We start from the raw sequence: 24135 nt of genomic DNA, 5'->3' as shown, positions 1-24135 counted from the left end.
CTAATACAAATTTGATGCTGAAAGTTTTAAATACTTGTTTAACGTCAATAATGTACTTACCAAACTAAATAAAATTGCAATAGTCATGGTACCAACGAGTATAATAAGTTGATTAGTAACATTAAATATATATGAGGTTAATTCGGGTATTTGATTATTGATGTAAAAGTAAAATACATTCGTAATTAAATAGCCAAGGAGTGAGCCAAATAAGCCAAGAATAACAGATTTTAACAAATAAGGCTTCTTAATAAATCCATTCGTAGATCCCAATAATTGCATTGACTTAATCATAGTCCTATTTGCATGAATATGCAATTTTGTATAGTTGCTAATTTGGAAATAAACAATTAGGGCAATTAATAATACGAAGATTAAAGCCGCACTAGAAATGACCTTAATTTTAGGAATGATTAATTCCAAATAATTTTCAGGATATGTAACTTCGTAGATACCTGGAGAGCTACGCAAAGACGTAGCAATTTTTTCAAAACTTGCCTTATTACGAAATTCAGGTTTAGTTTGAAGAATTAGTAAATTTTTAAACGGATTTACGTCACCTAAAAGTTCATCGAAATTTTCATGTGTCGTATTCAAAAAATCTTTCGCGATCGACTGCTTGTCAACTAATTGGGCAGAAGAAGCAATAAATTCTTTCCGATTTTTCAATACTAAAACAGTGGAATCAATTTGATTCGTTTGGAGCGAGTCATCTAAGTAAACGTAAACCTTCATTTGAGCCTGAATACTTTCGCCCCACGTGTAAGCGCCGCTTAGCATCTGAAATAACAATGAAACTACTACGGACAAACATGCTATAGAAATAACAATGATTTGATTGGTCGCTTGAGCTCTCCCTTTCGAGTAACGCATATTATTTAGTTAATTGATTTAAATGATCTCTTAATCGAGCAGCTTCTTCATAATTTTCATCAGCTAATGCTTTGGCTAAAGAAGACTCTAATTCAGCAATAATTTCAGAAACAGTTGCTGGAATAATTTCAATATCATCCGAAGCATCGGCATGAAAAGTATCCATCGGAATAGCGATTTCACTTAGCAATGCCTCTTCTATTCGAATTTCAACATTTAGTCGAAGACCTAATGCAATCGAATCAGAAGGCCTAGCATCTAAAATGAAGTCTCCACCAAGAGCATGCGCATGAATTTTTGCAAAGAAAACACCATCTTGGAAGGATGAAATTTCCACAAAGGAAATAGTCACATCCGTTTGCTGAATAAAATTTGCGAATAAATCGTGTGTCAATGGTCTTGCAGGCTTTATATCTTCCATAAACATGGATATAGCCTGTGCCTCCGTTAAACCTATTACCATAGGAAATCCCAAGTGGCTGCTATTATCTGCTTGTAAAAATAAAATATAGGAAGAAGCTCCAGCCGCGCTTGGACTCAAGGATACTACTTGCAATTTTATAAGCTTTTCCAAAGTATTCAAATAAAATACAAAGATAAGCAAACTCTAGCCTTATGAGGTGGATTTTATATATTTTTTACAATCTCTGGTACTATATCAAATACATCCCCAACGATTCCGTAATCTGCATACTTGAAAAATGGAGCCTCGGGATCATTATTAATAACGATAATTGTTTTTGACCCATTAACGCCCGCTAAATGCTGAATAGCTCCTGATATCCCACAAGCAATATATAATTGAGGAGCAATTTTAATGCCCGTCTGACCAACATGTTCACTGTGAGGCCTCCAATTAATATCCGAAACGGGTTTAGAACAAGCGGTAGCTGCCCCAATTTTATCAGCAAGCGATTCGATCATGCCCCAATTTGTCGGATCTTTTAAACCTCGACCAGCACCTACGACAAAGTTTGCATCCGCTAGGTTAGCACCTTGAGCTACTTTATCAACAGATACTATTTTATGAGGTGTATCTTGAACTAAAGTTACCACTTCACTAATTTGCTCCGATGTCTCTGTTGTAGTGCTTGCAAACTCGAATGCCGGATTAAGCTGCAAAGCAGCTGAATGACTAACATGCAGATAGGTAAGCGCCTTACCACTAAAAATACTTTGTTTTAAGGCAAATTGATCGGATTCAACATCAATCGATATCACTTGAGGAATGACTTTCAAGTTAAATCGGATAGCCGCTGATGATAAAATAGCGTCTAATAAACTTGATTTATACCCAATTACACATGCATTTGAGGCATCAGAAATTAATGCCAATATCGTATCAATTTGACCTTTCGACAGTAGACCTGTTTCACTTGTACCTGTTAGACTATAAAGCTTTACATTGGACAATGCAGGTAATTCAACTTTATTAACCTGGTCAAATGTAAAAAGTGTAACAATTGCAGATGCGTTATGTTTCTGCTGAATATCTTGAATCAAATGAATAATTTGTTTCGAACGTGGGCTTATTTTTCCCTCTTTTATTTCAATGAATGCCGCTATATTTTTCATGATCTAACTTCTTTTTTAATAATATCAATTAACTCAGTTAAATTTTCGCGTTGGAATAAGATACCCTTGCGATTTTGTTCATTTACCTCATCTCTTTCATAGGTAAATGAACTAGCAGCAATTGCTTGCCGGACCACAATAGGCTTTGTTCTAGCAGCCATAATTCCGCGCATAGATGGTATTTTCCATTCCGCAATAGGTTCTTGGCAGCCTAAGACCAAGGGTAGGGAAGATGAAAGTTGCACGGATCCAACAGAACTTTCAACTTTAAGCAAGCATGAATCATTTTCTACGGCTAAATTCATTACCGGACTGTAGTGATTCCACCCTAAAATATTTGCTGTATATAAATGAACTAAGCCAGCGTTATAATCAATGGATTCTTTCCCCATCAAAATTAGATCTACTGGATTCTCTTGCACAAAGGCAGCAATTTCATGCGCAACTTGCAATGAGTCATTGGCTTTCACATGCACTCGAACTGCAGAGTCAGCGCCCAAAGCTAAACATTTACGAATTATAGGCTCAGCATCATCTAATCCCACATGAAATATCGTAATTTCAATTGAATCAGGATTGGCTTCTTTTAATTCAATTGCACGAGAAAGTGCATAATCTTCATAAGGACCCGTTATAAACGTCAACCCGTCCATGTTGACAAAATTGTTAGAACTTAAACTTATCTTTGAAGTTGTGTCCGGGACAGCGGAAATACATACTAATATTTTCATAGGCATCAAATTGTTATGCAAGCATACTAAATTCTTTTAATTAAGACAATGAATAGGAGGGAAATAATTTTAAACGAAATCAAAGAAAATCCACAGAATCCCTTCAACTACTATTTATTAGCAGTTGAGGAGCGTTCAACTGGAGGTATTACTTCTTCGATCGAAATTTTATATGAACTAAAACTGAATTTCCCTGATTATCATCCGACATACTATACTTTGGCAGAACTGCTATACCAATCTGATCGCAACACAGAAGCAACTGCTGTGGCTGAAGAAGGTATTATAAAAGCAAAAGACCTTCAATTATTGAAGGTCTCTCGGGAATTAGAACAACTTATTTTATTGAATGATTAGGTTAGTAATACTTCTTCTAAATCCTTTTCGATTACAAGGTTATCAATAATAAACTTTTGTCTTTCGGGTGTATTTTTACCCATGTAATAAGTTAAGAGTTGAGGAATGGTGAAATCCTTTTCCAAAATAACGGGTTCAATTTTGATGTTTTCACCGATAAATTCACCGAATTCTTCAGGCGATATTTCACCCAGACCTTTAAATCGAGTTATTTCGGGTTTTGGTCCCAACTTTTCAATAGCATTTCTTCGTTCTTCATCGGAATAACAATAAATGGTTTCTTTTTTATTGCGAACCCGGAAAAGAGGTGTTTCAAGGATATATAAATGGCCATTTCGCACTAAATCAGGAAAAAACTGCAAAAAGAAGGTCAAAATCAATAATCGAATGTGCATTCCATCGACGTCGGCATCCGTCGCAATAACGATTTTGTTGTAACGTAAATTATCCAGACTGTCTTCGATGTCAAGTGCATGTTGAAGAAGATTAAACTCTTCATTTTCATATACAATTTTCTTAGTTAGGCCAAAACTATTGAGTGGCTTACCACGTAGACTAAATACGGCTTGGGTTTGTACATCTCTCGATTTCGTTATACTACCACTAGCCGAATCCCCTTCCGTAATAAACAAAATTGTTTCTTGACGCGACTCTGATTTATCATCAGTTAAATGAACTCGGCAATCACGTAATTTCTTATTATGTAGGTTGGCCTTTTTGGCGCGTTCATTTGCCAACTTCTTGATTCCCGCAATATCTTTCCTTTCACGCTCGGATTGAAGAATACGCTTAAGCATCGCATCAGCTGCAGCTGGGTTCTGATGTAAGTAATTATCTAATTCGGTCTTAACGAAATCACCAACAAACGTACGGATGGAAGGAGAGGAGGAATCAGGTGAAATATTAGTAGAACCTAATTTGGTTTTTGTTTGGGATTCAAACACAGGTTCTTGAACACGAATCGCGATAGCGCCTACGATACTTGCACGCACATCAGAAGGATCAAAATCCTTTTTAAAGAATTCACGAACGGTTCGAACAAGGGCTTCGCGAAAAGCTGCTAAATGCGTACCACCCTGTGTTGTGTTCTGTCCATTCACAAATGAATAATATTCCTCACCATATTGATTGTTGTGCGTAATTGCCATTTCGATATCGTTGCCTTTCAAATGAATGATTGGATATCGATTTTCCTCAGCGTTGGTCTTTTTTGATAAAAGATCTAATAAACCATTTTGCGAGAAATATTTTTCCCCATTAAAATTGATGGTTAAACCAGCATTTAAAAAAGCGTAGTTCCAGAATAAATTATCTAAGAACTGGGGGATAAAGTGATAATTCTTGAAAATCGTATTGTCCGGCTCAAAGCAGATAAATGTTCCACTTTTACTCGATGTAGCTTCTAAACCTTTCGATTCATTGGTTAATTCACCCTTACTGAATTCGGCCCACTTCGTTTGACTTTCGCGGTAAGATTGAACCTTAAAATAATTGGATAGCGCATTGGTCGCTTTAGTACCGACACCATTTAAACCAACGGATTTTTGAAAAGCACCCGAATCATATTTACCCCCGGTGTTGATTTTTGAAACGCAATCAATCACCTTACCTAAAGGTATACCACGACCATAATCCCGAACTTCAACCTTTTGGTCTGAAATCTTAACATCGATTTGTTTTCCATTACCCATCATGTGCTCATCAATCGAGTTATCCATGATTTCCTTAACCAAAACATAGATACCGTCGTCGACAGATGAACCATCGCCTAATTTACCAATGTACATACCGGGACGCAATCGAATATGTTCTTTCCAATCGAGTGACCGAATACTATCGTCGTTATAAATGGGTTCTGATGTCATAAAGATTATTTTACTAACAAAATTACCAAAGAATTAATAAATTACCTTGATTTATCAAAATATAATAAAAGGAGGAAATCTGAGCTTTTTTAACTTATTTTGTATCCCTTAAAATGAATTTCTGCATGATCAAGAAAATTAATTTTGCTACAGTCTTACTGTTATTCGTTAGCGTTAATATCGCATTTGCTCAATTTCAGGTTCCTACAAATTACTTGCCTGGTAGCAATATGAATCAACCCAATGCTGTCAATAAGCCAATAGGTAATTCAAAAGTAACCAAGCGCGAGATCATTAATACCTCGAATCAAAAGAATGAATTAGATAGTTTAGTTAACCAACGTCAGTCGGATGCTTTAACGAATCAGTCAATCGAAGAGGATTCAATTAAAAAAGCCAAAATTACGCTTCAGAATAAGATATTTGGTTTTTCTATTTTCAATAAAAAAGCAGGAACATTTGAAACCAATTTAAAAATGGCTACTCCTAAAAATTATATTTTAGGTCCAGATGATGAGTTGATTGTTGACATAAATGGTTATTCAGAGGAGCATTACAATCTTACTGTTAGTGCTGATGGTTATGTTAAAATTAATAAAGTAGGCAATGTATATGTTGCAGGATTGACCATAGATGAAGCCCGAAATAGATTAATCTATAAACTTTCAAGTATATATATTGGATTGAAAAAATTCAATGGACGTACAGATATTAATGGTTTATATGCAAGTGTATCATTAGGAAATATCCGTACAATTCAAGTATCTGTCGTAGGAGAGGTGCAATTTCCTGGGACATATTCAGTTCCTTCTTTAGCACGTGTAATGAATGTATTGTATTTAGCAGGTGGGCCAACAGAAAATGGTACTTTCCGCGACGTACAATTGATTAGACACAATAAAGTGCTTGCTCACCTTGATTTGTACGACTTTATTACACAAGGATTTAGCAAAGGGGATATCAGTGTGCAAGATCAAGATATCATTAAAATAGGACTATATAAGTCTCGTATTGAAGTTAAAGGACGTGTTAAACGTAGTGCATTTTTTGAGCCTTTGCCAACTGAAAATCTAGCCTTTATATTCGAAAATTTTGTTGGTGGATTTACTGAAAACGCTTACAAAGATTTGTTAAAAGTTGAACGTATAACCAAAACAGAGCGCAAATTAATCGATATCAATTATGCCATCGCAAATTCATTTTATCCTGCAGATGGGGATATAATTACGGCAGAATCAATCACAGAGAATCGCTATGAAAATCGAGTAACCTTATCAGGTGAAGTATTTCGTCCAGGTACTTTTTCATTAGATAGCAAACTAACCTTATCGAATTTAATTAAACGTGCGGGTGGCGTTAAAGAAAATGCATTTTTGGCACGTGTGAATATTAACCGCTTAAACAAGGACTTCACTCCAGGTATCATGTCTGTAAATCTAGCTGATGTATTAAGCGGAAAAGCTGAAGATGTTATGCTGGAAAGAGAGGATAAAATTACGGTATTTTCGATCACGGAATTACGAGAAAGTTACACGGTAACCATCCATGGAGAAATTAATGGAGTAAAAGAAAATCTTGATAAAAAAACAGCGATTGGGGATACCAAAACGAAGCAGCAAGAGAATGGTAATAACGCACAAAATGAATCTTCTAGCGAAATTTCTGATAAATTAAAATCGGATAATATAAGCAATGTGTTATTGAACCGCCAAGTTAAAATTACAATCCCCTTTCAAACAAATATGACGGTGGAGGATTTAATTATTAAGGCTGGGGGTTTACGTGAATCAGCATCAACAGGATTTGTTGAAGTTGTAAGACGAAAAAAGAATGAATTTGTCGAGAATCAAGATTACTCAAGTTCTCAAATTGCGGAGGTTTACAAATTCTCGATTTCAAAAGATTTAATTGTTGATAATAGTGCTTCAAAATTTGTTTTGAATCCATTTGATGAGGTGTTTGTTCGATCATCGCCTAATTATGAATTGCAGCAATTTATCACCTTACAGGGGCAAGTATTATTTCCGGGTGTATATGGTTTAGAGAAAAAGGATGATCGTTTATCTGATTTGATAAAACGTGCAGGTGGATTAAACAAACAAGCCTATCCGGAAGGAGCGAAATTAATTCGTAAAACAGAATTATCTGAATCAGAATCTGAGTTAAAAAAGAAACAAATTAAAGATTTCAATGATAATTACTCGGGAATTGAAATCAATAATGCATCAGAATCTAGTGAGTCAAATCATGAAACGATAGGGATTAACCTTGTGGCTGCTTTGGCACAACCAGGAGGTCCTGATGATATTCAAATTATAAATGGTGACGTTATCAACATTCCGCGTGAGCCACAAACAGTTAAAATCACGGGAGAAGTATTATACCCAAATAATGTTAAGTTCACTGAGTCGAAATCACTAGGTAGTTATATTTCCAGCGCAGGTGGCTATACATCAAGCTCGGCAAGAAAAAGGGTGTATGTGATTTACTCAAATGGATCCGTTAAACGTGCAAAGAACTTCTTATTCATGCGTTTTTATCCAAGAGTTGAACGTGGTTCAGAAATCATTGTACCAAAGAAATTAAAATCGGCAAATACGAGTCAACAAATTGTATCATTGGTATCCGTTTTAACAGGTACTGTGACGAGTATTATTGGTATCATAACATTAATTAAAGCGACAGCGCAATAGATAGTATAATGAAAGAGGAAAAAAGCGATCAGTTTTCGTTAGAGAATGTATTAATAAGTTTTATCGGGTTTATTCCATTTGTTAAAAGGAATAAGCGCATCATTCTCATTTTTACTGCGGTGGGCCTAATTACGGGCTTGGGTGTTGAGATATATAAAAGCTCTAATAATTTCAAGAAGACCAAAATAGTGTTCGTACTTGAAAGTGAAAGTGCGGATAATGGTCTTGCTGGATTAGCGTCTTCGCTAGGTTTAGGTGGTATGAGTTCAGGTAACTCTATTTTCAGTGGAGAAAATTTCAAAGAGTTACTCAAGACTAAAAATATTTATCGAAAAGCTATTTTGACCAAGGTGAAAGTGGGCAATAGAACTGACTTTTTTGGAAACTTTTTCCTTGAAAGATCTGATTTGGAAAATCATGAATGGAGTAATTTACCGGTCGATTTCGTCAAATACAGATTTAAAACAGGTAATATCGATTCGATAGACGTTCAGGATAAAAATATCATCAATGCTATTTCAATGTATTTAAACGATAATACGGATATATTTTTAGACAATCCTAAATCTACTTTTCAAACTTTGACCGTAGAGACACGTAATGATACCATAACGCATGTTTGGGCACAATTATATCTGAAGACAATTACAGATTACTACATTAATACCAAAACCAAAAAATCCAAGGAGCTATTAGTCATTATGGATAAACGAGTAGATTCGTTACGTTCTGCTTTATATTATACGCAAGGGAAATTAGCTAATTATAATGACCAGAATCAACAGATCATTTTTCAAAGAGCTCGTGTAATCGCAGAAAGATTACAGATGAATTCAACTCAATTGCAATCGCTCTATTTTGAGGCTTTACGTAATTATGATAATCTTAAATTTTCATTAGTTAAAGAAGCACCTTTGTTGACGATTATTGAAGATTCTGAATTACCCATTATAACACTTCCGTATAAGTGGGGGAAAATCATTACCATCGGAACCTTATTAGGCTTTATAATGGGCTGTTTTGCTGCGTATGTTCGTTTTTTGTATAAAGTAAATTATAACTAATTACTAAATGGCATACTATACAAAGTTGTTTTCTGAAATTTTTCAAGAAAGAGAACTTTTATACATTTTGGCAAAAAGGGATGTTTCCATCCGGTATAAGCAGACGTACTTAGGTATAATATGGGCTATCATTAGACCGGTATTGACTATGCTCGTATTTTTGTTTGCATTCAAAAACGTAGCTAAAATTGGTGATATTTCTGGCTTTCCCATTCAACTTGTAATATTCTCGGGTGTAATCTTTTGGAATTTGTTCGCTAATACTTTTCAAGCGGTCAGCAATTCAATTTTGGCCAATAACAATTTAGTCTCCAAAGTATATTTCCCAAGGTTAATCATAGCATTTTCTTCCATTGCAGTCTCTTTATTTGATTTCTTAATTGGTTTGATCGTATACACGATTCTAAGCTTGTATTTAATGCATGCATTACCTATTTCCATGTTACTATTACCCTTAGCGGTTTTCCTAACATTGTTATTTAGCATTGGTTTAGGGTTAATTTTTTGTTCGTATTCAGTTAAATACCGTGATTTCTTACAAATGATTCCATTAATTGTTCAGTATGGTTTTTTTGTAAGTCCTATTGTTTATACAGCAAAGTCACTTCAAATATCAAATTGGTTTAATGTCTACGCATTCATCAATCCATTGGTAGGTCTTGTTGAATATGCTCGTATCTTACTAATACCAGGATATAGTACCTTAAATTTCGATTTCATCTATCTATCGATTAGTACATGTTTCATAACATTTTTAATCGGTATCTATGTGTTCACTAAGAAGGAGAGTTCTTTTGTAGATTATTTATAATATTGACATGAAGATTGTAGAGGTAAATAATATAACAAAGAAATATAACCTGAATCAGCTATCTGAACCTGTTTCGTTACGTAATGGACTGAAATCATTATTTACAAAACAGGAAAAGTCAAAAGACTATTATGCACTTAATGACGTTTCCTTTTCAATAAATAAAGGAGACAAATTAGGGATTATCGGAAATAATGGAGCTGGAAAATCCACTTTATTAAAGATCTTAAGTCGTATTACTAATCCCACTTCAGGTCATGTACAAGTAAAAGGTAAGGTGGCTAGTTTGTTGGAGGTAGGGACAGGCTTTCACCCAGAATTATCTGGCCGTGAAAATATCTTTTTAAATGGTGCCATATTAGGAATGAGCAAAAGAGAAATCAAAGCTCAGTTTGATGAAATTGTTGATTTTGCTGGTCCTCAAATATCCAATTTTCTGGATACGCCTGTAAAGCGGTATTCCTCAGGGATGTATGTACGATTAGGTTTTGCCATATCTGCTCACCTTAATCCAGAAATTTTAATTGTTGATGAAGTGCTTGCGGTTGGTGATGCCGACTTCCAAAAGAAGTCATTAGGGAAAATGAAAGAGGTGGCAGCCAATGAAAAGACTATTTTATTTGTAAGCCATAACCTTACAGCTGTATCGAATCTATGTAATAAAACATTGCATTTGGAAAAAGGTACAGTCAAGCAAATGGGGGAGACTGCGGTCGTTCTAAAGAACTATATGTCGGAGGTGCAGTCGAAGAAAATGTACTACGCGGCTGAAAATTTTCAATCAGGCTTAGGGAATGATCTAATTCGCTTAAAATACGCGGAAATAAAGCCTGAACTATCTGAAAATGTTGATTATTGGACAATCAATAATCCATTTAAATTGCATTTTGAATTCTGGAATACGTTAAATGATGTGGATTTAAACGTAAGTGTACATTTATATGCCAGCACAGGAGAATGTATCTTTAATATTGGCAATCAACCAAGTAAATATAATGCTGGAATTGTTTCGACTGATATAGCTATTCCGGGTAATTTCTTAAATGATGGCTCGTATTTTCTATCCATCATGGTCGTGAAGAATTCAAGTATTGTTTTGGCAAATTTTGAAGAATTATTTGAATTTGAGATTGCCGATTATCGTGAAAATACAACATGGTATGGAAAGTGGCCGGGATATGTTCGTCCTAATTTCCCAATTGTCATGAAACAGGTAACAAGCGAAATCTAGATATGCTGCATGTAACAAAGTCATTTTTGCCCGATATAAAGGAATATATTTCTTTATTGGAAGAAATATGGACCAACGGCCAATTAACGAATGATGGCCCTTTGGTGATTGAATTGGAGCGTAAATTAGCGGAGTACTTGGAAGTGGAGCACTTTTTATACGTTTCCAACGGAACAATTGCGCTGCAATTAGCCATTAATGCCCTAGAATTAGCAGGTGATGTAATTACTACACCATTTTCTTATTGTGCAACGACTACATCACTTATTTGGGAAAAGTGTAATCCTATTTTTGCCGATATTTCTCCAATTAGTTTAACATCCGAAAGGGTGCAAATTGAACGTGTATTAACGACTGATTCTAAAGGAATATTAACAACTCACGTGTATGGTAATTGTGCAGATTTACTAGATCAAGAACAATTGGCAGCTGATTATCAAATTCCAATAATTTACGATGGGGCGCATGCCTTTGGTGTTAGGCATCAAGGAAAATCCATCTTTAATTATGGTACAATCTCAACTTGCAGTTTTCACGCGACTAAAATATTTCACACGATAGAAGGTGGTGCCCTGATTACCCGAGACTCCAACCTTGCGGAAAAGTTAAGAGGCATCAGAAGTTTTGGTCATAAAGGGGATGATTACTTTGCGGCAGGAATCAATGGAAAGAATTCAGAATTTCATGCTGCTATGGGTCTAATCAATCTTAAACATTTCCCTCAAATTAAAGCTCATCGTCAATTGGCTTCCGAATTGTACGAACTACGTTTACCTGCTGAAATACAAAGAATCGCTTGGAATTCAGAGAATGATCGAAATTACAGTTATTTCCCTGTCATTTTTTCATCCGAAGAAACCTTACTTAAGGTTCTTAGAGCACTTAATGCGGTTCAAATATTTCCTCGAAGATACTTTTACCCAGCATTAAACGAATTGCCTTATTTGACATATCAAGCATGTCCTGTCGCTGAAGATATTGCGAAGAGAATCGTATGTTTACCGCTGAGTGCAGAAATTAGTACAGTAGATATCGAACGTATTTGTTCTATTATTAGCTCAACATTATAGATTCAATATATGTTGTTCATCGTTTTTCTCTCCTTTATTTTATTTAATTTTCGAATAGCTTCGAAAATTTCGAATAAAAATTTTGATGAGATTTTACTTACAGGATTTACCTTTCAAAGTCTAAGTATTATTTGTAGTGGCTATCTTTTATCTGCAATCAAATTATGGGATAATGCGTATTGTTGGTCTATTTTACCATTTTTTGTCTCTTATACATTCTACCTGTTTTTCAGGAACGTCATTCACTTACCCGAGCAAATTCATTCTTCCTCCTTTAAATTAATTGGTTCTAGCATTCAGCAATTACACGAAATTTATAAGCAGCAGCGGAAGACAGAAAAAACTCTTTTTGCATTTATATTTTTTGGTGCGGCAATCATTACCATAAGCCAACTCTTTTTATTGTTTTACTTACCCCCAAATGAGTGGGATAGTATGACAGGGCACCTTAATCGTATTCTATATTTTGTTCAAAATCATAGTACAGCACATTTTGTAGGTACAAATTGGAATATTGATACGTATCCCAAAAGCTTTTCTTCCATTCAATTTTACCCATTTTTAATGAGTGGATTCAATGAGCATTTTTTCAAGTTACCTAACCTGAGTGCGTTTTGGATACTATTTGTTGGAAGTTATGCGGCTTTAAAACAACTACAAATACCTTTTAAAGTGCGATTGCTTAGCGCTTCGCTCTTAATATTTACTCCGATACTATTGATTCAATCCACGACAACGGATACCGATATTGTATTGGGTGCTTATTTAGTTTGTGGTTTATATTATTTAATACGCTTTACAAAAACAAAGGAGGTCTATTACATATACATTTCAAATCTCATGTTTGCAATTGCCATGAGTCATAAAATTACCTTCGTATTTGCATTACCTAGTTTGGCGGTTTTAATTAGCTACGCTTGTTTGATAAATAAAGAGCATATAAATCTCAAACATCTCAAGCACGCCATACTTAGCTCAATACTATTTTTATTCGTTTCTATGCCTACGGGTTATATAGCCAATATAATTCATTATGGACATCCCATTGGTCCCAATACGGCCACAAAACATCAGTCCATAGAACGCGCTGGTAATTTTTCAAATCTAGTGCTACACGGGTCTAAGAATGTTGCTAGGTATTTCTTTGATTTGATTAATTTTGATGGACTTCGAAATATTCAATGGGTTGAAAATTATCAAGAAGTAGTCAACCAGCAATTCAGAAATTTAGACTCCTTTTTTAATTGGGGATTAGAAACCTCCACGGCATTTACTATTGTCCCCTTTAGTTATACCCGAAAATTTGAATTCTATAATGGAACGCCGATTTATGGATCTATATTTTTACTCATTATCATTCCTGCAATTATTATTTTATTAGTAAAAAAGAGGCCGACGTTTTATTACTTTTTCTTCCTTGCGTTTTTGCTACATTTTGGAGCTTTGGCTTATACAGCAGCTTATGATCCTTGGAAGGGTCGGTATATGATTAGTTCGCTTGTTTTTCTACTTCCTATTTCTAGTCTATTCTTTAAGCCATTTGTAGCTAAAAATAAATATAGTCTAGTATTAGTTGTCTACCTTATAATCATTGCATCGGCATTTTCAACGATACTTTTTCATAGTCGAAGCGCATTCGTTTCTACGCATCATTTACCAACTATCTGGGGAAAATCCAGAATGGAATTGCTAACCGTATCGCGTCCTGATATTACAAACGCGTATACTCGATTTGATCAAATAGTACCGCAAGATGCAACTGTCGCATTGGCTACGATTAATGATGATTATGAATATCCTTTATGGGGTGATCGATTTACACGTACACTAATTCCCATCAATCCATTTGAAAAGGGATTACAGCCCATTCCAAAGGAAGCTACCTATTTATTCTTTAGTAGGAGTGTCATAAAACCCGTAGGCACCGACATCCGATTAGGCACAGATACCACGATTAAAGAACATATTATCGTTCGTGGAGAAGATTATTATTTGCGTAAATTGAAATAGACAAATAATGATTAGTGGATAAAATACGAATACCACTGGTTTTATATCCTTAAGTTTTCATGATACCTTGCAGCAGGTAATTACAGCATATGAATATCAAAGAAAATATTGCAGAGGGTTTACGTTCAATCAAAGGAAATCTACTCCGGACAATTCTTACAGCCTTAATTATTTCACTGGGGATAACATCTCTCGTTGGTATATTAACTGCCATTGATGGGATTCAAAGTTCCGTAGACAATAGTTTTTCTGGGCTAGGGGCTAACTCATTTGATATCCGCAATAGACCAGCTATGCAAGTGCGTAGAGAAGGTCAGCGTGAAAAACGTTTTAAAAACATTGATTATCGCCAGGCATCTCGGTATAAAATTATGTTTAGTGCAAAAGGAAAAGTTTCCTTAAAAACGAACGTAACAAATAATGCGATAGGCAAATATGAAAGTAAAAAGACCAATCCAAATGTTCGCTTATTAGGCATTGACGATAATTTTATTGAGTTAAAGGGATACAAAATTGCTGAAGGACGAAATTTTTCAAACAATGAATTTACGAATGCCATCAATGTTTGTTTTTTAGGTGTTGATGTCATTGATCAATTATTCGAAAAATCAAGCCCACTAAATCGAGAAATTATTGTCAGTGGGATTAAATTAAAGGTCATTGGAGTCCTAGCCAAAAAGGGGAATATGATGGGAGGGGGTGATGATCGTGTCATTATGGTGCCACTCGAAACGGGCCGCAAAATGGCAATTGGTCGAAATTTAACTTTCGATATTACAACATCCTCTACTAAAGTCGCTAACATTGACGATTTCATGGAAGAGGCACGAGGAGTTATGCGTAAAGTACGTATGGATCCAATCGGAATGGAGGATTCATTTTCAATAGATCGTTCAGATTCTATTGCTAAAAGTTTCGAAAGTATTACATCAAGCTTACAATTGGGAGGTTTTGTAATTGGCTTTATTACCTTATTAGGAGCAGCTATTGCTCTTATGAACATCATGATGGTGTCTGTTACGGAAAGAACACGTGAAATAGGCATTAGAAAGTCTTTAGGAGCTACCCCTTCACGGATTCTTCAGCAATTTCTAATCGAGGCAATCGTAATCTGTTTATTAGGTGGAATAGGAGGGATTGTGTTGGCTATACCTATAGGAAACTTAATTGCACAAGGAATTAGTTCAGGTAATGCAAGTTTTATTATTCCATGGCTTTGGATGATGGTGGGTATAATTATTTGTGTGTTAGTTGGCTTATTTTCAGGAATTTACCCAGCATTTAAGGCATCAAAAATGGATCCAGTGGAAGCGCTTCGTTACGAATAATCCGTAAAATATTTATTGATTACTTGCTTAATCATGAATAAAGGCCTACTTTTGCATTGCAATTGAGCCAATTGGTTTGATTCAATTGCCCAGATGGCGGAATTGGTAGACGCGCTGGTCTCAAACACCCGTGGGTGCAAGCCCGTGCCGGTTCGACTCCGGCTCTGGGTACAAGCCTCTCAAGCAATTGAGAGGCTTTACCTTTTTTAGAGCTTTCTATTCACTAATTCTTTCCAAGCTTCATAAGCCACTTTTGTTTCGCTTAAAGCTGAGTGATTCGGATTAATCGTTTTAATGAGCTTAATATTACGAACGGCATCTTCTTCATTTTTGAAATAGTTAATGCCAACGCCGGCTCCTAAAGCAGCACCAAAAGCCCCATCAGATTCTAATAAATCAACTGATACATTCGAAGCATTGACAATCGTTTGCGCAAAAATTTCGCTTAAATACATATTAGCAAAGCCTGCCTTAAGTTTAGTAGGTTTGATTCCGGCATCAGCCAACATTTCGATGCCATAGGCCATGGAAAAAGCGATTCCTTCTTGCGCCGAACGAATCATTTCGGCTCGCCCATGCCGATTAAAATCAAGGTGCTCAAAACTTGCGCCAATTTGTTGATTCTGAAAGATTCGTTCTGCGCCATTCCCAAAAGGAACACATAATAAACCTTTCGATCCAATGGTAGTAGATGCAGCTAAACTATTCATTTCAGAATAGCTTAATTCTGGACAAACCGTTTGTTTTACCCATCGATTTAAGATACCAGTACCATTGATACACATTAAAACACCTATGCGTTTTGACTCGCTTCGATAATTTACGTGAGCAAATGAATTTACTCGATTAAACTTATCATACTTGAGCTCATCACTTACTCCGTATACTACACCCGAGGTACCTGCCGTGGTTGCAATATCACCAGGTTGCAAAACACCCAAAGAAAAAGCATTATTAGGCTGATCTCCAGCCTTATAGGTGATTTGAACTTGATTATTTAAACCTAAGGAAACAGCTACTTTCGAATTAATAACCCCATGGTTTGAAAAGACATCTTGTACATTGGGGAACAATGAAGCATCAAATCCAAAATAATCAATTACAGGCTTTGAAAGTTCATCAGCATGAAAATCATAAAATATTCCTTCAGAAAGGGCAGAAGCAGTAGTTGTAAATTGATTAGTAAATCGACCAGCAATGAAATCTCCAGGAAGCATAACTTGAGCAACACGATCATAAAGTTCCGGTTGATTCTCTTTTACCCAAGCTAATTTAGAGGCAGTAAAATTACCCGGCGAATTCAACAAATTTGTTTGACAATAAGAGTGGCCAATGGCTTCAAAAGCATTCTTACCAATTTCAACAGCACGCGAATCACACCAAATGATAGATGGCCTTACAACTTCATGCTGATCATCTAAAACAACAAGGCCGTGCATTTGATATGATATACCAATGGCAGCAATATCAGTAGATTTATAGGTCTGAGATGCATTTGCCTTCAAAATAGCCTGTTGCACACAATGCCACCAATGTTCTGGATCTTGCTCGGCAAAACCAGGAGCAGGGCTAGAAATCTCATTTTCAATTTCCGGATATGAGGTTGAGTAAATTAATTGTTGGTTTGAAGCGTCAACTACACTAACTTTAATCGACGATGTGCCGACATCGACTCCACACAAAAGCATATTGATAGATTTAGATGTTAAAAATTTTCATACCAAGTTACCAAGTTAATCCTCATTTTGCTCTATCAAAGGTAAAAATTGAGATAAAACCGGGTGAAATTCATACCCTTGTCGGAAAAAGTGGTTCTGGAAAAAGTACCGTTGCCCATATCGTAGTGGGGCTAATCAAAGCAGAGAATTCATCTATATTAATCAATGGAAAAGAATTAAATGCAGGGTTACTTGATCGATTAATACCACAATTTAAGGCGGCAGGGTATGTGCCTCAAAATCTTCATTTAAAACCACACCATACAGTTGATGCCTACCTAGACATGTTATTTCAACGGCTAACAGAAAAGGATCGCATAAAAACGATTAAACACTATGTTAATCTATTTCATATAAAGCATCTGTTAAATGCCAAAATTATTCAGTTATCTGGAGGAGAAAGACAAAAAATAGCCTTATTAGAAGCTGTGAGTCAACCCATTGAATACCTCGTACTCGATGAGCCTTTTAGCCAACTAGATACCGAACAAAAAATAGAATTTATACAAATCATCCAGCAATTAATTGCCTACAAGCAAATTCCTTGTTTATTAATTAGCCACGATTTGGTAGACATTATTAAAATGAGTCACAAATTGGGCATTATTGAAAATGGCAAAGTAGCATTTCAAGGGAATTGGGATAAATTTTGGAAATCCAAGAATAATATAGCTTCAAGACTTAAACTAGCAATGTTAAACTGGAAAATAGAAACGGATTCCTTACTTAATAACCTGAAGCAACCTTTAGGCGATTAGCATTTGCATCCGTAATTTGAATTAATTCCTCGATCGATACTTCATACAAGTCGGCTAATTTCTGCGCAATTAAAGGAATGTATTTGGGTGAATTGGGTTGACCCCGGTAGGGAACCGGTGTTAAATACGGTGCATCCGTTTCCAAAACAATATTTGTCAGAGGGATTTCTTTAATATCATTAAACAGCGTTGTGTTTTTATAAGTAATAACACCACCGATTCCGAGCATAAATCCTAAATCAACTAAAGTCTTGGCTTCACGGGCATCGCCTGAAAAACAATGAATAATCCCGCTTAAATTAGCGTATTCAGACTTCTTCAAAAGAAGTAATAAATCCGAGTAAGCCTTTCTGCAATGTACATCAATCCACAATTTATTATCCATCGCCCAGTGACATTGGGTCTCAAATGCATGAATTTGCTCTGCTTTATAGGTAGTGTCCCAATAATAATCCAAACCGATTTCACCAATTGCTAACACCTTCTGTTCAGCGAGTATTTTAGCAAGCGCCGCTAGTTCTATTTGATAATTCTCTTTCACATAGGTGGGATGGAGACCGATCATAGGCAATGCAAACTCAGGAAAAGCATTCGCAAGTTCAACCAATTGGCCCCAGGAAGCTAAATCACAATTAGGTAACCAAACCTCAGAAACCCCAGCAGCTTTGATATCACTGACATGAATTTCGATCTCATCTTTGAAAATGGGATCATAAAGATGTGCATGCGTATCAATCATAATATTTCGGGCTTTAAATTTTGTTGGAGACAGTAGTCTAACAACGCTGGCAATACAACTTTTAATCGTGGAAAGGCTTTCACACTGTCATGAAAAACGAGTATAGAACCTGGTTTAATATGCCGTATTCCTGCTTTAATAATGGCTTGAGTAGATAAATCTTGGTTATAATCTCCTGTCAAAAATGACCACATAAAAATGGGCGTATCTATTGATATCTCGCGATAAATGAATGAATTTACGCGGCCATAAGGAGGCCTAAAGCCAACAGATTTAATATTCATTTTACGAAATACCTCTTCACAATCCAGGTAATTTTGCCAATAATCTTCCTTGCTGTATTTCCATGCATTTGCATGGTTCATCGTATGATTACCCACTTGATGACCTTCCGCTAAAATTGACTTTACTATTTCCGGATTATTGACAACATTCTTACCAATACAAAAAAAAGTAGCCTTCGCCTCGAATTGAGTTAAACAATCCAATACAAAATTGGTAATTTCAGGAGTTGGACCATCATCAAATGTAAAATAGACCGCATTTGATTTTTCATCAACAGGTCTTGACCAAATCAGTTTTGGTAATAGGTTAGGAACAATACTTGGTATTTGATGGATGAACATAAAGAATAATATGACGCAAATTACAAACCTTGGTGCAGAAAAAATAATTCTTGGGATTGACCCTGGAACACGTTACTTGGGATATGGATTAATTCGAATTACCCGTGATAAAGTTCATGTGTTACAGTATGGTGTTTTAAATCTTACTAAATACACTACACAAGGAGCAAAATTCTTGAAGATTCACGAACGTGTGATGGGTATTGTAGAGGAATTTATGCCAGATGAAATTGCCATAGAATCACCTTTCTTCGGAAAAAACGTACAATCCATGCTAAAACTAGGGCGGGTTCAAGGAATGGTTATGTCCATCTCGTTTTCAAAAGGTATTCCCATCACCGAATATGAGCCTAAAAAAGTAAAACAATCGGTAACAGGTAATGGAAACGCATCCAAAGAACAAGTAGCCAAAATGGTTGAAATCATTAGCGGAATTAAACTCGATGGCAAATTGCATGATGCAACAGATGCACTTGGAATCGCCATTTGCCATCATTTTCACAATAAAAACATCAGCTCATCGGTTAAAGGAACACAGAAGGGTTGGGGAGCATTTGTCAACGAAAATCCTGATCGAATCAAATAGCGTCTAATTGCGCCTTTAACGAGTTAATATCATCACATGGGGCGAGACATCGGTCTCCTATGCAGACCATGAACCTATAGGACTGGTTTTCAACAGGCACGCATAATGCGTTTAATTCCTTTAATTGATCCTTCGAAGTAGATTGTGGGTTATATTTCACAATGGCCCTTGGGTTCTCCATCCATTCCGAATAAATACGTAACCAATTGGCGAAATAGATAGGATTAGCCTGTGCTTGTTCTAGGACTGCGGCCAACATATCTTTAGCCAAAATAGTTTTAGCAGGATCATTATTAAAAAAGCCTAACCACATGAGAAATTCGCATAACATCGAATTAGAAGATGGGCAAACGGAATCAACGAGCTCAAATTTTGGTGCAATTAATTGATCATTGAGACTTGAGTGGAAATTATAAAAAACCTGTTGGTTGGAATGATGAATAGTAATGTATAAAAATAATTGCTCAGCTTTGGCCAAATACGACGAGCTGCCCGTCACTTGATAAGACTTCATCAATGCCAATCCCCATGCGGCTAAATCATCTAAAAATGCCATGATAGGCTGATTAGCAAAAGTAGCTTGATGAAAGAATAAGTTAGTTTTAGAGTCAGTTAATACTTGGGAAATATGAGTAACAAGCCTAAGCGCATCTTGCAAAATAGCATCATCTTCTAATACGTTTGCTGCATCTAAAAGACCAACCGCCAATAAAGCATTCCAGGATAATAATTGCTTTGTGTCCGTGGCAGGACGAACACGTTGATTGCGCGCTATTTTGAGAACTTCAAATTCTTTTTCAAATGTAGCATTGAGGTAAACTTCCTTTTTAAACAAAATATTATAACCATGTTCCCAATTCCCGTGTTTGCTAATGCTGTAAGCATCATAAAATGCTTGATGTTTCGCATAAGGCAATAAATGATTGAGTTCATCAAAAGTCCAAACATAAAATAAGCCCTCAACGCCTTCACTGTCAGCATCTAAAGCCGTATAGTATAAACCGTTATCACCTTTTAATTCAGTATTCAGAAAATCGATGGATTGCAATAATACCTCCCGATATAAGGCATTGTGGCTCCTTTGGTAGGCCAAGGCATAAACACGGATTAATTGAGCATTATCGTACAACATCTTTTCAAAATGGGGACAGAACCATTCTGAATCCACTGAATAACGAGAGAAACCTCCACCTAATTGATCGAAAATACCACCCAATGCCATTTTCGTCAATTGCAAATCAGCTAATTCGCCTACATGACCAAGATTTCTAAGCTTATCAGGGATGGACTCCAACAATAAAGAAAGAGATGGAATGGGAAATTTGGGTGATTTATGTGTTCCACCAAAAACAGGGTCTAATCCTTTGGAAATTAGTTCCATGGATCTAGGAATAATTGGGCTAAGTTCTTCTAGATTAAGGGGGTATAATCCCAAGTTCGTATCGTGTAAATTTGCGGCAAAACCATCGGCAGATTTTTGAAGTTCCGATTTATGTTCCTTGAAAGCATTATGAATTGAATTCAACAATTGCATCCAATTGGCTTTCGGAAAATAAGTACCTCCATAAAATGGTTTTTGATCGGGCATTAAAAATACATTGAGAGGCCAGCCACCTTGTAAACCCATGGCATGTAGGGCATCCATATAGATCAAATCAATGTCGGGTCTTTCTTCACGATCTACTTTGATACAAACGAAATTCGCATTCATCAATTCTGCAACCTCTAAATTTTCAAAGGATTCATGTTCCATGACATGACACCAATGACAAGCCGCATAACCAATACTCAGAATAATAGGCTTATCCTCATTGATGGCTTTATTCAATGCAAGTTCACCCCATGGATACCATTCCACTGGATTGTTCTTATGCTGCAATAAATAAGGACTTACTTGGTTTTGGAGATGATTCATCGAATAGTTAAAAATAGATTAGTAAATTTGTACAAATTATTCATATGCCCGAATTTAAATCCTTTGTACTTGATCCCGCAGTTGCCAATTCACCAGAATTGTTACACGATTTCCTAAGCGCAGAATTAGGTTCAAAGTTATTAAATTCATGTCAGTATCGCATTGAAAAAAAATCAATCGATGCGCGAAGCAGACAAATCAAAGCGAATATTAAAATTGGTTTCTATCCAAAGGATCATGATTTTCATATTGATCTTACGGAACGGATGCGTTTACCCAAACTTGCTTCAAATGCTAAGCATGCCATTGTTATCGGCAGTGGGCCCGCCGGTCTATTTGCGGCTTTAAAACTCATTCGAGAAGGTATTAAACCGATTATTTTCGAGCGAGGAAATAATGTTCGGGATCGAAGAAGAGATTTGGCCGCGATTAATCGACACAATATTGTCAATCCAGATAGTAATTATTGTTTCGGTGAAGGGGGAGCAGGAACCTATTCTGATGGTAAATTATACACACGAAGTACTAAAAGAGGGGATATTGATTCCGTTTTAGAAACTTTTGTGGCTTTTGGTGCAAATGCAAATATTTTGTACGAGGCACATCCGCATATAGGAACAAACAAATTACCAGGAATTATCGAAGGAATCCGACAAGCCATTATCGAGGCGGGAGGAGAGATCTATTTTAAAGCGCGGGTAACAGATTTTATCATTGAAAATAAACAAGTTAGCGGGATCGTATTAGCCAATGGTGAATCTTTCGAATCTAAGCATATCCTATTAGCAACAGGACATTCTGCACGTGATATTTTCGAATTACTACTAAGCAAAAATATTGATATAGAAGCCAAACCTTTTGCCATTGGTGTTCGAATCGAACATACGCAAAAGATGATTGATACTTGCCAATATAAATTAACAGAACGTCCCGATTATTTACCTCCTGCTTCTTTTAGTTTAGTCACACAGACTCAATACAAAGGTGTTCAACGAGGTGTATTTTCGTTTTGCATGTGTCCAGGCGGTTTTATCGTCCCATCTGCTACGGAGCAAAATCAAGTGGTAGTCAATGGCATGTCTCCATCGCGTCGTGATTCAAAATATGCCAATTCGGGAATTGTTGTAAGTATTATGCCGGAAGATCTTGCGCAGTATAAAGACTATGGACCTTTAGCGGGTATGCAATTACAAGAGCAACTAGAACAAAAAGCGCATCAGTTGGTAGGAGGGACCCAACAAGCCGTTTCCCAATTGACAGGTGATTTCATCAAGCGCAAATCAAGTCAATCACAACACGATACCTCTTACGTACCAGGATTACAACCTGGAGAAATGCGTGAATTCCTACCCGATTTTATTGCGGAACCTTTGTCATTGGGTTTACAAGATTTTGATCGTAAGATTCGAAATTTCAGTAGCAATGTGGGCCAAATTATTGGATTAGAGAGTAGAACATCATCTCCCGTTAAAATTCCAAGAGACCGGGAAACCATGGAACATCCAACCCTAAAAGGATTGTACCCTTGTGGAGAAGGAGCTGGTTATGCCGGTGGAATTATGTCGGCAGCCTTAGATGGTATTCGGTGTGCTGAAGCCATTTTAACCGCCATTTAATCATGGATGCACCCTTTGAACGATTATTCGAACTTCAATCAACCATCAAACATAATAGAGATTTGCTCCAAACAGCTAAACAAGCTGCCGTAGTTGCGATTGTCATACAAAAACCCAGCCAAGAGTCTAAAATCGTTTTGATTAAACGAAATACCTACGATGGACATCACAGCGCACAGATGGCTTTCCCCGGTGGAAAAGTCGATCAATCAGATTTAAGTCTTCGACATACCGCTATTCGCGAAATAGAAGAGGAGATAGGAATACAATTAGACGAAGACGATTTAATAGAACTTCCACAACATTGGGTACACGTTTCTAATTTTTTGATACAGCCTTATTATGTATTGATCAATAAAAACCTTGAGTACCGCGTGAATAAAAGAGAAATAAATCGTATTTTTGAAATACCTGTAGCTTTTTTAAAACAACCAGATTCATTAGACTTTCATGAACTTACTTTCATGCAAGAACAAATAACAGCTCCACGCTTTTATTATGAATCAGAAGAAATATGGGGAGCCACAGCAATTATGTTGTATCAATTAATTCAACTATTAGATTAACAA

21 protein-coding genes and 1 tRNA gene are annotated in these 24135 nt (G+C 36.2%); 13 read left to right on the top strand and 9 right to left on the bottom strand.

What is annotated here, in order from left to right:
- The 4 genes from PQG45_RS03935 to PQG45_RS03920 are packed head-to-tail and all read right to left on the bottom strand — an operon-like array spanning window position 1 to window position 3179.
- On the bottom strand, window positions 1–873 hold the full coding sequence (locus PQG45_RS03935) for a cell division protein FtsX (RefSeq protein WP_315575580.1): 873 nt from the start codon (window positions 871–873) through the stop codon (window positions 1–3).
- A 1-nt stretch (window position 874) separates the two neighbouring features.
- On the bottom strand, window positions 875–1447 hold the full coding sequence (locus PQG45_RS03930) for a bifunctional nuclease family protein (protein ID WP_316070331.1): 573 nt from the start codon (window positions 1445–1447) through the stop codon (window positions 875–877).
- 53 nt (window positions 1448–1500) lie between these two features.
- A complete protein-coding gene (locus PQG45_RS03925) occupies window positions 1501–2448 on the bottom strand; it encodes an electron transfer flavoprotein subunit alpha/FixB family protein (RefSeq protein WP_315575584.1) in 948 nt (315 codons plus the stop codon).
- Entirely contained in the window at window positions 2445–3179 is a 735-nt protein-coding gene (locus PQG45_RS03920; RefSeq protein WP_315575586.1) for an electron transfer flavoprotein subunit beta/FixA family protein, read from the bottom strand. The genes PQG45_RS03925 and PQG45_RS03920 overlap by 4 nt, the downstream gene beginning before the upstream one ends.
- A gap of 48 nt (window positions 3180–3227) precedes the next feature.
- Between PQG45_RS03920 and PQG45_RS03915 the strand changes: the two genes are divergently transcribed.
- The gene (locus PQG45_RS03915) at window positions 3228–3536 is read left to right on the top strand and encodes a hypothetical protein (protein ID WP_315575587.1); all 309 of its coding nucleotides are present in this window, start codon (window positions 3228–3230) and stop codon (window positions 3534–3536) included.
- Here the strand turns inward: PQG45_RS03915 and PQG45_RS03910 are convergent.
- Complete coding sequence (locus PQG45_RS03910; RefSeq protein ID WP_315575588.1) at window positions 3533–5401, bottom strand: DNA topoisomerase IV subunit B; 1869 nt, start codon at window positions 5399–5401, stop codon at window positions 3533–3535. The genes PQG45_RS03915 and PQG45_RS03910 overlap by 4 nt on opposite strands.
- Before the next feature lie 125 nt (window positions 5402–5526).
- Between PQG45_RS03910 and PQG45_RS03905 the strand changes: the two genes are divergently transcribed.
- The 8 genes from PQG45_RS03905 to PQG45_RS03870 all read left to right on the top strand — a co-directional run bounded on the left by PQG45_RS03905 (window position 5527) and on the right by PQG45_RS03870 (window position 15779).
- Window positions 5527–8094, top strand: coding sequence for a polysaccharide biosynthesis/export family protein (locus tag PQG45_RS03905; RefSeq protein WP_315575590.1), 2568 nt, complete (start codon window positions 5527–5529; stop codon window positions 8092–8094).
- Between the two features lie 8 nt (window positions 8095–8102).
- Window positions 8103–9158, top strand: coding sequence for a hypothetical protein (locus PQG45_RS03900; RefSeq protein ID WP_315575591.1), 1056 nt, complete (start codon window positions 8103–8105; stop codon window positions 9156–9158).
- Window positions 9159–9165: 7 nt separating this feature from the next.
- Window positions 9166–9969 carry an ABC transporter permease gene (locus PQG45_RS03895; protein WP_315575593.1) on the top strand — a complete coding sequence of 268 codons (804 nt, stop codon included), beginning with the start codon at window positions 9166–9168 and terminating at the stop codon, window positions 9967–9969.
- A 7-nt stretch (window positions 9970–9976) separates the two neighbouring features.
- Window positions 9977–11200: an ABC transporter ATP-binding protein gene (locus PQG45_RS03890; RefSeq protein ID WP_315575595.1), complete on the top strand. Its 1224-nt coding sequence runs from the start codon at window positions 9977–9979 to the stop codon at window positions 11198–11200.
- A gap of 2 nt (window positions 11201–11202) precedes the next feature.
- Window positions 11203–12270: a DegT/DnrJ/EryC1/StrS family aminotransferase gene (locus PQG45_RS03885; protein ID WP_315575597.1), complete on the top strand. Its 1068-nt coding sequence runs from the start codon at window positions 11203–11205 to the stop codon at window positions 12268–12270.
- A 9-nt stretch (window positions 12271–12279) separates the two neighbouring features.
- Window positions 12280–14280, top strand: a complete 2001-nt coding sequence (locus PQG45_RS03880; protein ID WP_315575599.1) for an ArnT family glycosyltransferase — start codon at window positions 12280–12282, stop codon at window positions 14278–14280.
- A gap of 89 nt (window positions 14281–14369) precedes the next feature.
- On the top strand, window positions 14370–15608 hold the full coding sequence (locus tag PQG45_RS03875; protein ID WP_315575600.1) for an ABC transporter permease: 1239 nt from the start codon (window positions 14370–14372) through the stop codon (window positions 15606–15608).
- 87 nt (window positions 15609–15695) lie between these two features.
- Window positions 15696–15779 (top strand) — tRNA-Leu (locus PQG45_RS03870).
- 35 nt (window positions 15780–15814) lie between these two features.
- Here PQG45_RS03870 and PQG45_RS03865 read toward each other — a convergent pair.
- Window positions 15815–17296 (bottom strand): xylulokinase, encoded by a 1482-nt coding sequence (locus PQG45_RS03865; RefSeq protein ID WP_316070330.1) that lies wholly within the window; start codon window positions 17294–17296, stop codon window positions 15815–15817.
- Window positions 17297–17310: 14 nt separating this feature from the next.
- Here PQG45_RS03865 and PQG45_RS03860 point away from each other — a divergent pair, with 14 nt between their 5' ends.
- Entirely contained in the window at window positions 17311–18084 is a 774-nt protein-coding gene (locus PQG45_RS03860; protein WP_316070329.1) for an ATP-binding cassette domain-containing protein, read from the top strand.
- On the opposite strand, the gene PQG45_RS03855 is transcribed toward PQG45_RS03860, so the two are convergent.
- Complete coding sequence (locus PQG45_RS03855) at window positions 18053–18823, bottom strand: TatD family hydrolase (protein ID WP_315575606.1); 771 nt, start codon at window positions 18821–18823, stop codon at window positions 18053–18055. The two genes, PQG45_RS03860 and PQG45_RS03855, sit on opposite strands and share 32 nt — an antisense overlap.
- The gene (locus tag PQG45_RS03850; RefSeq protein ID WP_316070328.1) at window positions 18820–19449 is read right to left on the bottom strand and encodes a polysaccharide deacetylase family protein; all 630 of its coding nucleotides are present in this window, start codon (window positions 19447–19449) and stop codon (window positions 18820–18822) included. Before PQG45_RS03850 ends, PQG45_RS03855 begins: the two co-directional genes overlap by 4 nt.
- Before the next feature lie 10 nt (window positions 19450–19459).
- On the opposite strand from PQG45_RS03850, the gene ruvC reads away from it, so the two are divergent.
- Window positions 19460–20035: a crossover junction endodeoxyribonuclease RuvC gene (gene ruvC, locus PQG45_RS03845; RefSeq protein WP_315575609.1), complete on the top strand. Its 576-nt coding sequence runs from the start codon at window positions 19460–19462 to the stop codon at window positions 20033–20035.
- Here ruvC and PQG45_RS03840 read toward each other — a convergent pair.
- Window positions 20028–21950: a thioredoxin domain-containing protein gene (locus PQG45_RS03840; RefSeq protein ID WP_316070327.1), complete on the bottom strand. Its 1923-nt coding sequence runs from the start codon at window positions 21948–21950 to the stop codon at window positions 20028–20030. The genes ruvC and PQG45_RS03840 overlap by 8 nt on opposite strands.
- A gap of 44 nt (window positions 21951–21994) precedes the next feature.
- Between PQG45_RS03840 and PQG45_RS03835 the strand changes: the two genes are divergently transcribed.
- Together PQG45_RS03835 and PQG45_RS03830 are read left to right on the top strand one after the other, a co-directional pair.
- The gene (locus tag PQG45_RS03835; RefSeq protein WP_315575613.1) at window positions 21995–23566 is read left to right on the top strand and encodes an NAD(P)/FAD-dependent oxidoreductase; all 1572 of its coding nucleotides are present in this window, start codon (window positions 21995–21997) and stop codon (window positions 23564–23566) included.
- A gap of 2 nt (window positions 23567–23568) precedes the next feature.
- On the top strand, window positions 23569–24132 hold the full coding sequence (locus PQG45_RS03830; protein WP_316070326.1) for an NUDIX hydrolase: 564 nt from the start codon (window positions 23569–23571) through the stop codon (window positions 24130–24132).
- Window positions 24133–24135: the final 3 nt, after the last annotated feature.

The sequence above is a fragment of the Aquirufa regiilacus genome (assembly GCF_032470275.1).
In the GTDB taxonomy this organism is placed as follows: Bacteria; Bacteroidota; Bacteroidia; order Cytophagales; family Spirosomataceae; genus Aquirufa; species Aquirufa regiilacus.
Note: the sequence above shows the minus strand (reverse complement) of the source record. Positions and strands in the feature narration are given on the sequence as shown.

Coding starts and splice junctions, on each gene's coding strand:
- PQG45_RS03920 (WP_315575586.1), bottom strand. CDS start 3,179: ATGAAAATATTAGTATGTATTTCCGCTGTCCCGGACACAACTTCAAAG.
- PQG45_RS03885 (WP_315575597.1), top strand. CDS start 11,203: ATGCTGCATGTAACAAAGTCATTTTTGCCCGATATAAAGGAATATATT.
- ruvC (WP_315575609.1), top strand. CDS start 19,460: ATGACGCAAATTACAAACCTTGGTGCAGAAAAAATAATTCTTGGGATT.
- PQG45_RS03925 (WP_315575584.1), bottom strand. CDS start 2,448: ATGAAAAATATAGCGGCATTCATTGAAATAAAAGAGGGAAAAATAAGC.
- PQG45_RS03910 (WP_315575588.1), bottom strand. CDS start 5,401: ATGACATCAGAACCCATTTATAACGACGATAGTATTCGGTCACTCGAT.
- PQG45_RS03855 (WP_315575606.1), bottom strand. CDS start 18,823: ATGATTGATACGCATGCACATCTTTATGATCCCATTTTCAAAGATGAG.
- PQG45_RS03850 (WP_316070328.1), bottom strand. CDS start 19,449: ATGTTCATCCATCAAATACCAAGTATTGTTCCTAACCTATTACCAAAA.
- PQG45_RS03935 (WP_315575580.1), bottom strand. CDS start 873: ATGCGTTACTCGAAAGGGAGAGCTCAAGCGACCAATCAAATCATTGTT.
- PQG45_RS03860 (WP_316070329.1), top strand. CDS start 17,311: ATGTTAAAAATTTTCATACCAAGTTACCAAGTTAATCCTCATTTTGCT.
- PQG45_RS03835 (WP_315575613.1), top strand. CDS start 21,995: ATGCCCGAATTTAAATCCTTTGTACTTGATCCCGCAGTTGCCAATTCA.
- PQG45_RS03905 (WP_315575590.1), top strand. CDS start 5,527: ATGATCAAGAAAATTAATTTTGCTACAGTCTTACTGTTATTCGTTAGC.
- PQG45_RS03875 (WP_315575600.1), top strand. CDS start 14,370: ATGAATATCAAAGAAAATATTGCAGAGGGTTTACGTTCAATCAAAGGA.
- PQG45_RS03840 (WP_316070327.1), bottom strand. CDS start 21,950: ATGAATCATCTCCAAAACCAAGTAAGTCCTTATTTATTGCAGCATAAG.
- PQG45_RS03865 (WP_316070330.1), bottom strand. CDS start 17,296: ATGCTTTTGTGTGGAGTCGATGTCGGCACATCGTCGATTAAAGTTAGT.
- PQG45_RS03880 (WP_315575599.1), top strand. CDS start 12,280: ATGTTGTTCATCGTTTTTCTCTCCTTTATTTTATTTAATTTTCGAATA.
- PQG45_RS03895 (WP_315575593.1), top strand. CDS start 9,166: ATGGCATACTATACAAAGTTGTTTTCTGAAATTTTTCAAGAAAGAGAA.
- PQG45_RS03830 (WP_316070326.1), top strand. CDS start 23,569: ATGGATGCACCCTTTGAACGATTATTCGAACTTCAATCAACCATCAAA.
- PQG45_RS03915 (WP_315575587.1), top strand. CDS start 3,228: ATGAATAGGAGGGAAATAATTTTAAACGAAATCAAAGAAAATCCACAG.
- PQG45_RS03900 (WP_315575591.1), top strand. CDS start 8,103: ATGAAAGAGGAAAAAAGCGATCAGTTTTCGTTAGAGAATGTATTAATA.
- PQG45_RS03890 (WP_315575595.1), top strand. CDS start 9,977: ATGAAGATTGTAGAGGTAAATAATATAACAAAGAAATATAACCTGAAT.